We start from the raw sequence: 14,281 nt of genomic DNA, 5'->3' as shown, positions 1-14,281 counted from the left end.
GCCCGCTGCGGGGCGTCCACCGCACTGACCGGCCCGCCGGGTCGCAGCAGGCCGAGGTCGACCAGGCGCTCGAGGCGGCGGACGGTGAACGGGTGGGACCGCGGGGTCACGACCAGGCCGCTCGGTCCCCGATGGCGACGAGCGCGCCGATGACCAGAACGTCCAGCACGATCATCACGATCGACCACACCGGGTACGCGGGCAGCCAGCTGAGCTGCACGATCGCGTTGAGAGCGACGAGCACGATCGCGGTGCCCCGGGCCCATCCGGGCACGTCGCTGCGCAGGAGGGACAGGCCGACGACGAGGACGAGCGCGCCCAGGACGATGTGCAGCCAGCCCCAGCCGGTGTAGGTCAGGGCGAGCACGGCCCCGTTCGAGTTGACGAACGTCGTCGGCAGGAAGAGCGCGTAGAGGCCCTCGATGACGCCGAACCCGCCGACCACGGCCATGAGGATGCCGCCGAAGCGGACCCAGCCGGTCGCGGCACCGGAGGGCCGGGCCGGGCCGGCGCCCTGGGCGCGGTGCGGGGTGGCTCCCGCGGACGCGGAGCGGAGCTCTTGCTCGGTCATGGTGGTCTCCTCGCGGGTGCTGACTCTGCCGGGCGTGGCGTGTCCACGATCGGGTCGTGCCCGGCCCGGGGGCCTCGCCCGCGGCAGGTGAGGTCCGGTGCAGCGTGCCGCGCAGGGGTCCCGGATCGCGGCGGAGCTCCGCCGTGGGCGGCCGTCCCGGTGGCCTCGCCGTCGGGGTCCCGAGCGCCGCCCCGTCTCCTCGAACCAGGCAAGTCACCTACGCGGGGTGAGGTCCGTCCCCGCGCGGAGCCCGACCCTTCGGCAGGACGAGTCCGCCGGTGTCGGGCCCGGACCGTCCAACTCCGGCGGGAAGGACGATTCATGGACGAGTCACGCGAGGACGGGGCCGCACGGGTCGGGGTCGTGTCCACGGACGCGGCGCGCGGGCCGCTCACGGCCGACGCTCCGCCGGGTCTCCCCCGGGGGGTCGTGCTGCTCCTCGGAGCCGCGGCGGTCGTGGTCGCCGCCGCCGGGCTGTACTGGGTGTCCTGGCTGGCCGGGCCGCTGCTGCTGGCGCTGATGATCGTGATCGCGGTCTACCCGATCAAGACGGCGCTGCAGCGTCACGGGTGGCCGGCGTGGGCGGCGGTGCTGTCCCTGCTCGTGGTCATCTTCGGGGCGATCCTGCTGCTCAGCGCGTTCCTGGTCGCCTCGGTCAGCCAGCTCGCCGCGCTGCTCTCGCAGAACTCGGGGCGCTCCCAGCAACTGCTCGCCTCGGCCACCCAGCAGCTCACGAAACTCGGCATCGATCCCGCCCAGTCCGGCGACGTCGCGAACCAGGCCAACCCCCAGAAGCTGATCTCGTCCATCGGCGCGGTGCTGTCCGGGCTGGGCTCCGTGGTGAGCACCCTGGTCTTCATCCTGGCGCTGCTGCTGTTCCTGGCCGCGGAGTCCGGCGGGGTCTCCCGCCGGATGCAGATGATCGGCGCGCAACGTCCGCACATGACCGAGGCACTCGACGGGTTCGCCCGCGGCACCCGCAACTACCTGCTCGTCACCACCGTCTTCGGCGGCATCGTCGCGGTGCTCGACACCATCGCGCTGGCGATCATGGGCATCTCGCTGGCGCTGCTGTGGGGGGTGCTGGCGTTCATCACCAACTACATCCCCAACGTCGGCTTCCTCATCGGTCTGGTGCCCCCGGCGCTGCTCGCGCTGCTGACCGGCGGCTGGAAGCTCGCCCTGACCGTCGTCATCGTCTACTGCATCCTGAACGCGGTCATCCAGTCGCTGATCCAGCCGCGGTTCGTCGGCGACTCGGTGGGGCTCTCGGCCACCGTGACGTTCGTGGCGCTGCTGTTCTGGGCCTGGGTCCTCGGTCCCCTCGGCGCGCTGCTCGCGGTCCCGATGACGCTGCTCGCGAAGGCCGTGCTGATCGATGCCGACCCCCGCGCCCAGTGGGTCGAGGCCCTCATCGGCGCCGAACCGCCGTCGGCGGAGGCCGTGGCCAAGGCCGAGCGCAAGGCCGCCGCGAAGGCCGAGAAGAAGGCGGCGCGGGTGCGCACGAACGGCGACGGCCCCCGGCCGGGAGGAACACTGCCGACGTCTCCGTGAACCCCGGGCCGGCCGGGACCTCACCCCGTCGGCGAGGTCGACGGGGATGCGGGTCCGTCCCGGGGCGCGTCCGGCGTGCTCCCTCGTCGGCCTGGTCAGCAGCACCCACATCCGGCGGCGATCGACGAGGTGGTCAGGTGGCCCGGGACGCACGGTTGAGCAGGGCACTCGAACGGTACGAGGACACCCTGGTCGTGCGGGTCATGCGCCGGATGATCGCGATCAACGGGTACGACCGGGCTCTCGCACTGTCCGCGCAGGCGTTCGTCGGGTTGATCCCGACGCTCGCGATCGTCGCCGCGGTCCTGCCCGAGGGTCTCCGTCAGCCCGGGCTGGCCGCGCTCGTCGAGGGGCTCGGCCTGTCCGGGGAGGCGACCTCGGCGACGGCGGCGCTGGTCCATCGACCACCCGGGGTGGACACGCTCACGGTGCTCGGGAGCGTTCTGCTGGTCGTGTCGGTGCTGGGGTTCACCCGGGCGCTGCAACGCACCTACCTGTCGGCGTGGGGGCTCCCGTCCACCGGCCTGCGTGGCCTCGGTGGTGGACTCCTGGCCGCCACCGCGCTGGTCGGAGGGCTCGGCGGCCTCGCGCTGCTCGTGCTCGTGCTCGCCCTGGTGAAGGGCTACGTCCTGATCAAGCTCGTCGTCCACGCCGTCGCCGCGACCCTGCTGTGGTGGCCGGTCCAGCGGCTCCTGCTCGGTGGGCGGGTGGGGTGGCGCCCACTCCTGCCCGCGGCGGCTCTCACCGGCAGCGGTCAGGCCGTGGTCCTCGTGCTGTCCGGGACATATCTCCCGGCTGCCATCTCGCGGGAGGCGACACGGTACGGACTGATCGGCGTCGCCGTGGCGCTGGTCTCCTGGCTCGTCGTGCTGGGGCTCCTCCTGGTCTTCTCGGCCGTGCTCGGCGCCGAGCTGGCCGGCCGGGACGGGTCCCCTTCCCTGGCGCGGGCACGGAACACGGGGTCCCGGACCCGCCGGGCGAGCGGCTGACGAGCCGAGCAACGGCCGGTTGTCACCCGTCACAGGTGAGGCCCCGGGTCGGTCCTCGGCAGAGGATCGCCGTTCGACGACCGCCGGGAAGGGTGAGGAATGCTCAAGCAGATGTCGGACATGCCGGCGGGCACGGTCGGCTTCGAAGCGGTCGGCACGTTCGACGACGACGACTTCGAGGTGGGTGGGTGGGCGGTGCGGACGGGCACGATTCGTGAGGCGCAGTTCCTCCCGGCCTCTCATGCGGCTCGGGTGACGCGCACGGTGAGCAGCGCCGGAAGGATTTCGCGTGGCTCCGACCCCGACCGGGCGGAAGCGGTTCGGAGAGTCGGGCCTCCGGCGCGAGGAGGGAGTTCGGCGATGGCGGAGGTCAAGATCGAGCAGAAGGTGACCCTGGGGCGCCAGGAGACCGCTCGGTGGCTCGCGGACCTGGCGAAGGCCATCGACGAGGGCGGCACGGTGGAGGTTCCGCTCGCTGGGCCGACCGTGACACTGCACCTGCCCGAGGAATTCCGGTGCGAGACGGAGGTCGAGGTCGACGGCGACGAGGTCGAGCTCGAGCTGGAGCTGAAGTGGTCGCCGGCATCCGGGACGACCGCGACTCCGTAGTCGGTGCGATGTCGACCCGCGGACGCCCCGGAACGCGGCTGCGCAAGGTCGCGAGGTGACCGACCGAGCCCGACGTCTCGCGGCGATCGGGGCGCTCCTGCTGCTCGCCGTCGCCCTCGGGACGACGGCGTTCGACCTGATCGGTGATCTGTGGCGGGTGCCCGTCGCGGTGCTCCTGGTGATGGCCGCCGTGCTCGCGATGTGGTTCGCGCTCACCCGAACGGGACCACGCCGATTCCTCGCGGGCCTCGTGGTCGTCGTCGCGGTCGCCGCCTTCGTCGTCGTGTCCCTGCACGGCTCCGGGCTCGTCTCGATCCTGGTCCGCGTAGCACTGGTCCTCGTCGCGGTGGCGCTCACCAGGAGCGTCGTGTCGCACCACCCCGACCTGCTCACCGACGACACGGCGCCGGCGCGGACGGTGCCGCCGGCGCGGCGCGGCGTGCTGATCATGAATGTGAAGAGCGGCGGGGGGAAGGCCGAGCGGTTCGACCTCGCCGGACAGTGCCGGGCCCGGGGGATCGCGGGCGTCGTCCTGCAGCCGGGTGACGATCTGCTCGACCTCGCGGAACGTGCCGTCGACGACGGTGCGGACGTGATCGGCATGGCCGGTGGTGACGGGTCGCAGGCGCTCGTCGCAAGCGTGGCGGCCCGGCGAGGGGTCGCGATGGTGGTCGTCCCCGCCGGGACGCGGAACCACCTGGCGCTCGATCTCGGCCTCGATCGGGAGAACGTGGTCGAGGCCCTCGACGCGTTCGGCGAGGCGGTGGAGCAGTCCATCGACCTCGGGGAGGTGAACGGACGGGTGTTCGTCAACAACGTCTCGCTCGGGCTGTACGCCGCGGTCGTCCGCTCACCCGAGTACCGCGCGGCCAAGGTCGACACCGCCCTCGGCGCGCTCCCTGCCGCGCTGGGGCCCGGGAGTGCACCGTTCGACCTGCGCTTCACCGGGCCCGACGGCGAGACCCACGACGGGGCGCACGTCGTGCAGGTCTCCAACAACCCGTACGGCCGGGCGGCCGGCACCCGCACCACGCGGCCCCGCCTCGACACCGGCCGACTCGGGGTGGTCGCCCTCGTGCTCCGCGGTGACCGCGACGCCGCGGCTTTCCTGGCGGCGCTCGCGGTGAACCGGCCCGAACGGTTCCGGGGCTTCCTCTCCTGGGAGGCGACGACGTTCCGGGTGGACTCGGACGACGAGATCGACGTCGGCCTCGACGGCGAAGCGCTGCAGATGCGGGCACCGTTGGACTTCCGGGTGCGTCCCGGGGCGCTCCGGGTGCGCCGCCCCCTGGGGAGGACGAGCCACGTCCTCCCGCGCGAGCTGGGTCTGCGCTCGACGATCCGCGTCGTCGTGCAGGCCGCGTTCGGTGGACGTGCCCCGCGCCCGCTCGCGCGGCCCGGCCGCGACCGCGAACCGGGACCGGAACGATGACCGAGACCACGATCGCCCCGCGGTACGCGCTCAGCGCCGGTGCTGCGCTCCTCGAGCTCGGCGCGGGCGCGAGACCGATGCCGGATGGCTGACGTTCGTGCTTGACAAAACCTCTACGCGCACCTACAACTATCTGTGTCAGTTCGTGCGGTGGCAGTGCGGTGATGAGGGGAGTGAGGAGATCGTGCTGCTGAACTACGACCCGTTCGACGCGTTCCGATCGCTGGACCGGATGACCGGCTGGCGGGGCCAGGCCGGCACCGGGATGCCGATGGATCTCTACCGGGCCGAGGACCACTTCGTGGCGAGCTTCGACGTCCCCGGGGTCGACCCCGGCTCGATCGACGTGTCGGTCGACGGAAACACCCTGACCGTCTCGGCGGAGCGCACCGCCCCGGCCGACGTCGGGGACTGGTTGGTGGCCGAGCGGCCTCGGGGGCGGTTCAGCCGTCGGCTGTCGCTGGGCCCGGAGCTCGACCGCGAGAACCTCCACGCCGCCTACGTCGACGGCGTGCTGAGCTTGACGATCCCGATCGCCGAGCGGGCCAAGCCGCGCCAGATCAGCATCGAGCACGCCGGCACACCGCACACCATCGAGGGCGGCAAGGACAAGGCCACCACCCAGGAGAGCGCATCCGGGTAGGGCCAGGGCGCGGGCCGGCGGGACGTCGAACCCGCGGCCGGCCACCGGGGTCGCCGACCTCAGTCAGTCGAACCGAACCCCGACGTGAGCCACCCGCGAGGGCCGGGCGGGGCGGGTCGTAGCGACCCGCCCCGTTCGGTGTTTCCGGGGCCAGGCGGAAAGAAGACGAGCACCGATGGCCCTGGAACGCCTCGACGACCCTGATCACCCGACGTTCGGGATGGGACAGGCCGCGGAGCTGCTGGAGGTGACGCCGGCGTTCCTGCGCAGCCTGGACGCTGCCGGACTGCTGAGCCCGGCCCGCTCGGCCGGGGGCCATCGGCGCTACTCCCGCAACCAGCTCGACCGGGTGGTCGCGCTGCGCGAGATGGCCGAGCAGGGGCACACGCTGGCCAGCGCGGCGGAGATTCTCGATCTGCGGGCCGATCTGGCCGCCGAACAGGCCCGCCACGCCCGCACCCGCGACGAGCGCGACACCGCCCGGGACGAGCGTGACACCGCCCTCGACGAGCGCGACACCGCCCGGAACGAGCGTGACACCGCCCTCGACGAGCGCGACACCGCCCGCGGGCAGGTGCTGCTCGCTCCCGACGACTGACCGCCGCCACCGACGAAGATGAGGGGTTGACCCTCACAAAAAGCTGCAGCTATAGTTGTAACTACCCAGTGAGTTGAGACACAGAACAGGACGCTGAAGCCGGTGCGCTCGTGCCCGGAGGAGGTGTTCAGACGATGACCGTCGTACTCGACGCGCTCGAGCGAGCGGGGACGCTGTCCGTCGAGGGCCCGGCCCCGGTCTGCTCCCCCGGTGGGAGCCCGGGCCGGAGCGGTGAGCCGGCGGCAGAGCCGGCCCGGCCGGTGGCCGAGCCCGCCGCCGACCAGGCGGTGTTCGACGCCGAGTTCGTAGCGATCGTGCTCGCCGAATACCCACCGGGCCGGGGCGAGCGGGTGCCCGCGCGGATTCCGCCCCGGCCGGCCACCCGGACCCGCCGGGGTGGCGGGTCGGGTCGCCCGGTGGCGCGTCGCGGGGGGTCGCTCCGAGGGCCGAGCATCGACCAGGGGCACGTCGGGAGCCGCCGACGACCCGGCCCGGGGCCCCGTTCCCCTCCGCCACGCGCCGAGGGGACCACCTCGACCGGCGTGACGGGAAGGAGGTGAGTGAATCGCCGGACGCCTCTCTGAACAGGGTCTGATCACTCCGCTCGGGGGCGGCCCCGGACACGCAGTGCCGGACGCAATCCCCCTGGACCGACCACCCCAGCGGCGGCACGCCGCGCTCCATCGGTGACCGGGTCGGTCCCAGGCGGTGGCGCCGGCCTGCGGCTCCGGGGCCGCTCCCGGCGTGTCCGTCCGGCGGTCCTTCGCGGCGGTGAGGCACGCGAGACGTCGAGAGCAGCCACCGTCACGCGATCACGTGAGCCCAGAGGGACGACGAAGCACGGGAGGGGAGACGCGGTGGGACTGCAGCGGGTATGGATCGAGACCCTCGATCACGGGCTGGTCCGCGCCGACCACGTCGTCGAGGTACTGGCCCACAAGACCGCCCCGTTCGCGGGGAAACCCGCGCACTGGCTGCTCGACGTCGTCACCGCCACCAACCAGGGCGCCGGCTCCGCGCAGGCCTGGACGCTGACCCCCTCGCATCGCACCCTGATCCAGACCGACCGGCCACCTCACGGCGCCGCCGCCCGGCTGGCCGGGCTGTTGGCCGCCCTGCACTCCGCCGACTCCGCCGGGCTGATCACCACCCGCGCCACCGTCGACGACTCCGGCCACGGCAACCTCACCGTGGACTTCTGTTTCCAGCTCTTCCCACCACCGCCCGCACCCGACGCCCTGATCCCCACCCGCGCCGCCGGGTCGTCCCCGTCACCCCTGGAGGACACCCGGCACGACCGGGTCGACCGGACAGGCTGACGTCGTCGCGCCGAGAATCCGCCCCCTCGGATCACTCCGGGCCGGGCGCACCGCGCAGCCCCAGCTCCTCGTTGTCGAGCTCGGCCTGCACGCGGAGCACGACGGCGTCGTCGATCACGGACTCGTCGCGGAGGGCGAGCAGCACCCGACGCCGCTCGTCGAGCAGCGCCACACGCAGGTCACGTTCCATCGCGGCGTCCTCGGCGGCGTCGTCGAGGTCGTCGTCGAGCGTGCCGTGGGCGGGGTCGAGGATGTGGAGGCGGTGCTCCTGCTCGGCGCGCACGCGTCGGGCGAGCGCCTCGGGGACCGCGCGCTCGGCCGCGAGCCGGGGAAGCGCCACCAGCGCGGCGTCGAGGGTGCGGCGCCGCGCCAGCAGCACCTCGTCGTCGAAGGCCGTGTCGGGTCCGAACCGACCGAAGCGGATCACGGCCGGGAGCGTCAGGCCCTGCCCGACGAGGGTCACGAGGATGACCCCCAGCGCGAGGACGATGAGCAGGTCGCGCTCCGGGAACGGCGTGCCCGCCGTCGTGGTCAGCGGGACGGCGAGCGCGATCGCGAGCGACACCGCTCCCCGGAACCCCGACCAGGCCAGCGGCAGGCGTCCCCGGGCGCCGATGCGCCGGGCGCGCTGCGCCGGGCGGCGGTCGAGCGTCCTGATCACGTACGGAACGGTGAAGAACCAGACGAACCGGGTCGCGACCACGACGACCGCGACGAGCAGCGCGCCGCCGACCGCCGCGGCGACCGACCGCGACGACACGGTGCTGATGGCTCGCGGCAGCTGCATCCCGACCAGGACGAAGAGCGCGGCGTTGAGCAGGAAGGTCGTGACCTGCCAGAACGAATGGACCAGGACACGGGCGCGGGCGCTGGTGATGCGCGGGCCGACGCGCGCGATCCCCAGACCGCACACCACGACCGCCAGCACACCCGATGCGTGGATCTCCTCGGCGAGCAGGAAGGCGACGAACGGGGTGAGGACACTGACCACGGTCACGAGCATCGGGTCGGCGGCGATCCGGCGGGCGAGGACCGCGAGCCACGCGACGAGGGCGCCGACCGCGATCCCACCGAGGTAGGAGATCGCGAAATCGCCGAGGGCGCCCAGCACCCGGAACTCCTCCTGACCGGTCGCGACCCCCAGCGCCACCGAGAAGACGACGAGCGCCGTGCCGTCGTTGACCAGGCTCTCCGCACGCAGCATCGTCAGCTGGCGGCGGGGGAGGTCGCGCGCGACGGCCGTCACGGCCGTCGCGTCCGTCGGCGCCACGATCGCCCCGAGCACGAACGCCACGGCCCAGTCCATGCCGAGCGCGTAGTGGGCGGCCGCCGCGACGGCGGCGGCCGTGGCGAGGACGAGGAACACCGAGGAGAGGACCAGGCTGCGCAGATCGCGACGGATCTTCCGCAGCGACGTCGTCAGCGACTCCCAGTACAGCAGCGCAGGCAGGAAGATCAGGACGACCAACTCGGGTGGCACCTGCAGGCGTGCGATCGTCGGCACCAGAGCCAGCGCCACGCCGCCGAGGATGAGCAGGACCGGTGCGTTCGTCCCGGTCCGTCGCGCCAGGATCGAGAGCGCCAGGATCACCACGCCGAAGAGGACGAGGATCGTCAGCCCGGTGGGGTCGTACACGCCGTACGACGCTAGGGCACCGGCCCGGCAGGTCCCAGCCTCCGGCCCGGCTCGCCGAACTCCTGGAGGTCTGACCTGCCGGTCGGCGTCCGTGCCTTCGCCGGGCCCGCAAGGGCGCCGGTGTCGTGGTGGAGGCGCTGCCGAACCATTGAGCAAGAGGTGGGGCTAGGACGCCACGGCCTGATCCCGTGGGCGCAGCGCCCCGAACGACGCCGCACCGACCAGGGCGAGCGCGCCGGCGACGACCAGCGGGGCGACGAAGGTGCCCGTGGTGGTGGCGAGGACGCCGGTGACGATCGGGCCGAGGATCCCGCCGACGTTGCCCCAGAAGTTCACGAAACCGGAGGCCGAGCCCGTCATGCCCAGGTCGTGCACCACGTCCTGGGTCGCGGCCCACACGGCACCGTTGGCGACGATGATCCCGGACGTCGAGATCGCGAGGAACACGATCGCGGCGGCAGCGGAGTCGATCAGGGCGGCGCCGACGATGGCGAGCGCGACGACCATGCCGCCCACCAGCACCACCTTGCGGGCCGCCAGCGGGGCGCGGCCGCGACGCAGCGCGGCGTCGGAGAGCCGGCCGCCGAACAGGCCGGCGACGAAGGCGACCGCCCACGGGATCGACGTCGAGACCCCGGAGCCGAGCAGGGTGAAGCCACGGTCGGCGACGAGGTAGCCCGGCACCCACGAGACGAACGTGTAGAGGATGTAGAGCAGGCAGAAGTAGCCGCCGATGAGGAACCAGAGGTTGCGCGAGCCGAGCAGGGCGCGCCACGGCAGGGCGGTCGGGCGCTCCTCGGGGGCGGGGGAGTGGTCCTCCGCCGGGCGCGGTTCGCGGTAGGCCACGGCCCACACCACGGCGATCACCGCGGAGAGGATGCCGGTGGCGACGAAGCAGCTCTGCCAGCCGTGGTGGGCGACCAGCCAGGCGAGCCCCGGAGGTCCGACGGCCGAGCCGAGGGCGACCCCGGAGATGAACATGCTCGACCCGAGGCCCCGCTCCCGCTGCGGGAGCCACGTGTTCAGCGTCCGGATCGACGCCGGGGCGAAGGGGGACTCGCTGACACCCAGCAGCAGCCGCGGGGCGATCAGCCCGCCGACCGTCCGCACCCCCGCCGTCAGGAAGCTGGCGACCGCCCACAGCCCGAGGATCGCGGGGAAGACCACCCGGGTGCGGACCCGGTCGACGAGGAGACCGGCCGGGATGGCGCACGCGGTGTAGGTCCACGTGAACGAGGACAGGATGACCCCGAGCACGGCCGTCGAGGCGTGGAACTCGCGGGCGAGGACCGGCTCGGCCACCGAGAGGTTGACCCGGTCGACGTAGGCGACGGCGGTGATGATCAGGACTCCCGTGGCCACCACCCACCGGCGGCTCACCGCGCCTCGATCCCGTCGGCCCGCGCGAGGAGCTCCTCGGCGAGCTTGACGTGGGCGGCGTCGACGAGCTTGCCGTCCATCCCCGTCGCACCGAGCCCGTTCCGTTCGGCCTCCCGGTAGGCCTCGAGGGTGCGGCGGGCGTGCTCGACCTCGGCGGGCGTGGGGGAGAAGACCTCGTTCGCGATCGCGACCTGCGAGGGGTGGATCGCCCACTTGCCGGAGAAGCCGAGCGCCGAGGCACGGGTGGCCTCGCGGCGGTAGCCCTCGGGGTCCCGGTAATCGGGGTAGGGCGCGTCGATCGCGAGCACCCCGGCGATCCGGGCGGCCACGGCCACCGTCGAGCGGGCGTGGTGCCAGAAGTCGCCCGGGTAGTCGACGGTGGGCACGAAGTTCGTGTCGACCCGCGCGCCGAGCGAGACGCTGAAGTCGCCGGCGCCGAAGATCAGCGCGTCGAGCCGGTCGGACACCGTCGCGATCTCCTCGGCGTGAGCGAGCCCGGCGACGTTCTCGATCAGCACCTCCAGCCGGATGCGCCGCTCCAGTCCCAGCTTGCGCTCCAGCTGGGTGAGCAGGGTGTCGACGAACCAGACGTCGCGGGCCGAGGTCGCCTTCGGCACGACGATCGTGTCGAGGTTCGCCCCGGCCTGCTCGACGAGGTCGATGACGTCGTCGTGGCACCAGTGCGTGTCCACGCCGTTGATGCGGACGGCGCGGACCGTGGTGCCCCAGTCGATCTCGTTGAGCGCGGCGATCGCCTTGGCCCGCGCGGATTCGCGGAACGCGGGCGCGACGGCGTCCTCGAGGTCGAGGAAGACCATGTCCGCACCGGCCCCGGCGGCCTTCGCGAACATCCGGTCGTTGCTGGCCGGGGTGGCGAGCTCGGAGCGGCGGACGGGTGGGCGGGGCGAGCGGAGCGACGGGGCAGCCGGGACGGTCATCAGATCACTCCTCGGGACGACAGGTCGTCGATCTCGGCGTCGGTCAGGCCCGCCTCGACGAGCACCTCGCGCGTGTGGGCGCCGAGCTCCGGCCCCAGGTGGTCGATCCGGGCGTCGACGCCGGACATCCGCGGCACCGGTCCCTGCACGAGCAGGCTGCCGAGCTGGTCGTCGGGGACGCGCCGGAACACCTCACGGGCGACCATCTGCTCGTCGGCGACGAGGTCGGTCACGTCGTAGACCGGGGCGGCGGCGATCTCGGCGGCCTCGAAGACGGCCATCGCGTCGTCCAGGGTCTGCTGCGCGACCCAGTCGGCGACCACCGCGTCGACCTCGCCGGCGCGGGCGAGGCGGCGCTGCGCGTCGGAGAAGTCCGGGTCCTCGGCGAGGTCCGGCCGCCCGATCGCCCGGAACACCCGCAGCGCCACGGTGGGCGCGCTCCCCGACATCGCGATCCAGCGGCCGTCGGCGGTGCGGTAGGTGTTGCGCGGCGCGGAGATGTCCCACTTGTTGCCGGCCCGCCGCCCGACCGTGCCGACCGCGTCCCAGGTGACCAGGGACTGCTCGAGGATCCGGGCGAGCGGGTCGAGCAGGTTGACGTCGATGAGCCGGCCCGGCGCGCCGTGCACGTCGCGGTCGTAGAGCGCCATCATCACGGCGTAGGCGGCGTTCAGGGACGCGACGGAGTCGGCGAGCATGAAGGCGGGCAGCGTCGGCGGGCCCTCGGCCTCGCCGGTCATGTGCGCGAACCCGCTCATCGCCTCGCCGAGCGTGCCGAATCCCGGCCGCTGGCTCTTCGGGCCCTCCAACCCGAAGCCGGTGACGTGCAGCATCACCGCGCGCGGGTTCTCCGCGTGGAGGCGCTCGAAGTCGAGGCCCCAGCGCCGCAGGGTCTGCGGGCGGGTGTTCGCGACGACGACGTCGCACTGCGCGGCCAGCCGCCGAGCGAGGTCCTGCCCGTCGGGCACCCGCAGGTCGACGGTCACCGAGCGCTTGTTGCGCCCGATGCTCTTCCACATCAGGCCGACGCCGTCCTTCTGGGCGCCCCACCCGCGGATCGCGTCGCCGACGCCGGGGGGCTCGACCTTGACGACGTCGGCGCCGAACTCGCCGAGGTAGGTCGCGGCGAGCGGCGCCGCAGCCAGCGAAGCCATGTCCAGGACGCGGAGTCCGCGGAGGGGGAGCTCCGGGGCGAGCGGAGCGACGGGGGACGACTCAGACATGCAGGCGCTCCGGGCGTGGCAGCCCGAGCGTGTCCCGCAGCGTCGTGCCGGGGTACTCGGAGCGGAACACCCTGCGGCGGCGCAGGTGCGGCACGGCCATCCGGACGACGTCCTCGAACGAGCCGGGGAAGTGGGTGGCCGCGAGGACGAAGCCGTCGCAGGCCTCGGCGGTGAACCAGTCGGCCATCTGCTCGGCGACCTGCTCGCCGGTCCCGACGAACCGCGGCCCCTGCAGCAGCGTCGCCCGGTGGGCCGCGAGGGTGCGCAGGGTCAGCGGCTCGTCGCCGACCTGCCGTCGGACCCCCTCCACCAGACCGCGGATGCCGGAGACGCCCGCGATCAGCTCGTCGGTGACGGGGTCGTCGAGGTCGTGCCCGGAGAAGTCGTGGTTGAGCAGCTCGGAGAGCAGCGTCAGGGACGCCATCGGGTGCACCAGCTGCGACAGGAGGATCTCCTCCTTCTCCTTCGCGATCGCCTCGGTCTCGCCGACGACGGTGTAGGCCATCGGCAGGATCCGCACGTCGTCCGGATCACGCCCGGCGGCCGCGATGCGCTCCTTCTGGTCGCGGTAGTGCTCGGCGGCGACCTCGCGGCTCGGGTCGCCAGTGAAGATCAGCTCGGCCCAGCGGGCGGCGAAGTCGCGGCCCCGCCCCGACGAGCCCGCCTGCAGCAGGACCGGCCGCCCCTGGGGTGAACGGGGCACCGTGAGCGGCCCGCGCACGTCGAAGTACCGCCCGTGGTGGTGCAGCTCGTGGACCTTCGTCGGGTCGGCGAACAGGCCCGAGTCGCGGTCGCCGACGACCGCGTCGTCCTCCCAGGAGTCCCACAGCTGCGCCACGACCTCGACGAACTCCTCGGCCCGGTCGTAGCGCTCGTCGTGGCCGAGGTGGATCTCCTGGCCGAAGTTGCGGGCCTCGGCGTCGTTGACGCTGGTGACCACGTTCCACGCGCTGCGGCCGCGGGTGAGCTGGTCGAGCGTGGCGAAGGTCCGGGCGACGTGGAAGGGCGGGTAGTACGTCGTCGAGTACGTCGCCCCCAGGCCCAACCGTTCCGTCGCCGCCGCGCACACGCCGAGCACCGCGGTGAGGTCGAGCTTGACCGGGCGGGCGCCGTAGCGGACCGCGTCGTCGGTCGAGTCCCCGTAGATCGCCGGCATCGCGAGGCGGTCGTCGAAGAACATCAGGTCGAACGTGCCCTCCTCGAGGACCCGCGCGATCCGCTGGTAGTAACGCAGGTCCCCGAAGTCCTGGGTGGCCGACGGGTAGCGCCACGACCCGGAGTACACCGACACGTTCGATGCCTGCAGGAACGCGACGAGGGACATCTGATCGGGTCGCGGCACGGAACCTCCATCGACGGCTCTGATATATCAGGTATTGACCGTAGGGC

Annotated in this window: 13 protein-coding genes; 7 read left to right on the top strand and 6 right to left on the bottom strand. The window is 73.0% G+C overall.

Features of this window, described 5'->3' with window-relative positions; translation table 11 throughout:
- Window positions 1–106: 106 nt before the first annotated feature.
- Window positions 107–571, bottom strand: a complete 465-nt coding sequence (locus HH311_RS00690; RefSeq protein WP_169181679.1) for a hypothetical protein — start codon at window positions 569–571, stop codon at window positions 107–109.
- A gap of 321 nt (window positions 572–892) precedes the next feature.
- On the opposite strand from HH311_RS00690, the gene HH311_RS00685 reads away from it, so the two are divergent.
- The 7 genes from HH311_RS00685 (at window position 893) to HH311_RS00655 (ending at window position 7,715) form a co-directional block, all read left to right on the top strand.
- A complete protein-coding gene (locus tag HH311_RS00685; RefSeq protein ID WP_169181678.1) occupies window positions 893–2,125 on the top strand; it encodes an AI-2E family transporter in 1,233 nt (410 codons plus the stop codon).
- A 155-nt stretch (window positions 2,126–2,280) separates the two neighbouring features.
- Window positions 2,281–3,114, top strand: coding sequence for a YhjD/YihY/BrkB family envelope integrity protein (locus HH311_RS00680; protein WP_169181677.1), 834 nt, complete (start codon window positions 2,281–2,283; stop codon window positions 3,112–3,114).
- A 99-nt stretch (window positions 3,115–3,213) separates the two neighbouring features.
- Window positions 3,214–3,723 carry an amphi-Trp domain-containing protein gene (locus tag HH311_RS00675; RefSeq protein WP_169181676.1) on the top strand — a complete coding sequence of 170 codons (510 nt, stop codon included), beginning with the start codon at window positions 3,214–3,216 and terminating at the stop codon, window positions 3,721–3,723.
- A gap of 55 nt (window positions 3,724–3,778) precedes the next feature.
- The gene (locus HH311_RS00670; protein ID WP_169181675.1) at window positions 3,779–5,155 is read left to right on the top strand and encodes a diacylglycerol kinase family protein; all 1,377 of its coding nucleotides are present in this window, start codon (window positions 3,779–3,781) and stop codon (window positions 5,153–5,155) included.
- Between the two features lie 184 nt (window positions 5,156–5,339).
- Window positions 5,340–5,798 carry an Hsp20/alpha crystallin family protein gene (locus HH311_RS00665; protein ID WP_312029855.1) on the top strand — a complete coding sequence of 153 codons (459 nt, stop codon included), beginning with the start codon at window positions 5,340–5,342 and terminating at the stop codon, window positions 5,796–5,798.
- Between the two features lie 175 nt (window positions 5,799–5,973).
- The gene (locus HH311_RS00660; RefSeq protein WP_169181674.1) at window positions 5,974–6,396 is read left to right on the top strand and encodes a MerR family transcriptional regulator; all 423 of its coding nucleotides are present in this window, start codon (window positions 5,974–5,976) and stop codon (window positions 6,394–6,396) included.
- Window positions 6,397–7,253: 857 nt separating this feature from the next.
- The gene (locus HH311_RS00655) at window positions 7,254–7,715 is read left to right on the top strand and encodes a hypothetical protein (protein ID WP_169181673.1); all 462 of its coding nucleotides are present in this window, start codon (window positions 7,254–7,256) and stop codon (window positions 7,713–7,715) included.
- A 31-nt stretch (window positions 7,716–7,746) separates the two neighbouring features.
- On the opposite strand, the gene HH311_RS00650 is transcribed toward HH311_RS00655, so the two are convergent.
- The 5 genes from HH311_RS00650 to HH311_RS00630 form a co-directional block, all read right to left on the bottom strand.
- Complete coding sequence (locus HH311_RS00650) at window positions 7,747–9,351, bottom strand: Na+/H+ antiporter (RefSeq protein WP_169181672.1); 1,605 nt, start codon at window positions 9,349–9,351, stop codon at window positions 7,747–7,749.
- 165 nt (window positions 9,352–9,516) lie between these two features.
- Window positions 9,517–10,731 (bottom strand): MFS transporter, encoded by a 1,215-nt coding sequence (locus HH311_RS00645; protein WP_169181671.1) that lies wholly within the window; start codon window positions 10,729–10,731, stop codon window positions 9,517–9,519.
- On the bottom strand, window positions 10,728–11,669 hold the full coding sequence (locus HH311_RS00640; RefSeq protein WP_169181670.1) for a CoA ester lyase: 942 nt from the start codon (window positions 11,667–11,669) through the stop codon (window positions 10,728–10,730). The genes HH311_RS00645 and HH311_RS00640 overlap by 4 nt, the downstream gene beginning before the upstream one ends.
- Window positions 11,669–12,892, bottom strand: coding sequence for a CaiB/BaiF CoA-transferase family protein (locus tag HH311_RS00635; protein ID WP_169181669.1), 1,224 nt, complete (start codon window positions 12,890–12,892; stop codon window positions 11,669–11,671). The genes HH311_RS00640 and HH311_RS00635 overlap by 1 nt, the downstream gene beginning before the upstream one ends.
- Window positions 12,885–14,234: an LLM class flavin-dependent oxidoreductase gene (locus HH311_RS00630; protein WP_312029854.1), complete on the bottom strand. Its 1,350-nt coding sequence runs from the start codon at window positions 14,232–14,234 to the stop codon at window positions 12,885–12,887. Before HH311_RS00630 ends, HH311_RS00635 begins: the two co-directional genes overlap by 8 nt.
- Window positions 14,235–14,281: the final 47 nt, after the last annotated feature.

Origin of the sequence: Actinomycetospora sp. TBRC 11914 (genome assembly GCF_012933465.1) — a bacterium.
Lineage (GTDB): Bacteria > Actinomycetota > Actinomycetes > Mycobacteriales > Pseudonocardiaceae > Actinomycetospora.
Note: the sequence above shows the minus strand (reverse complement) of the source record. Positions and strands in the feature narration are given on the sequence as shown.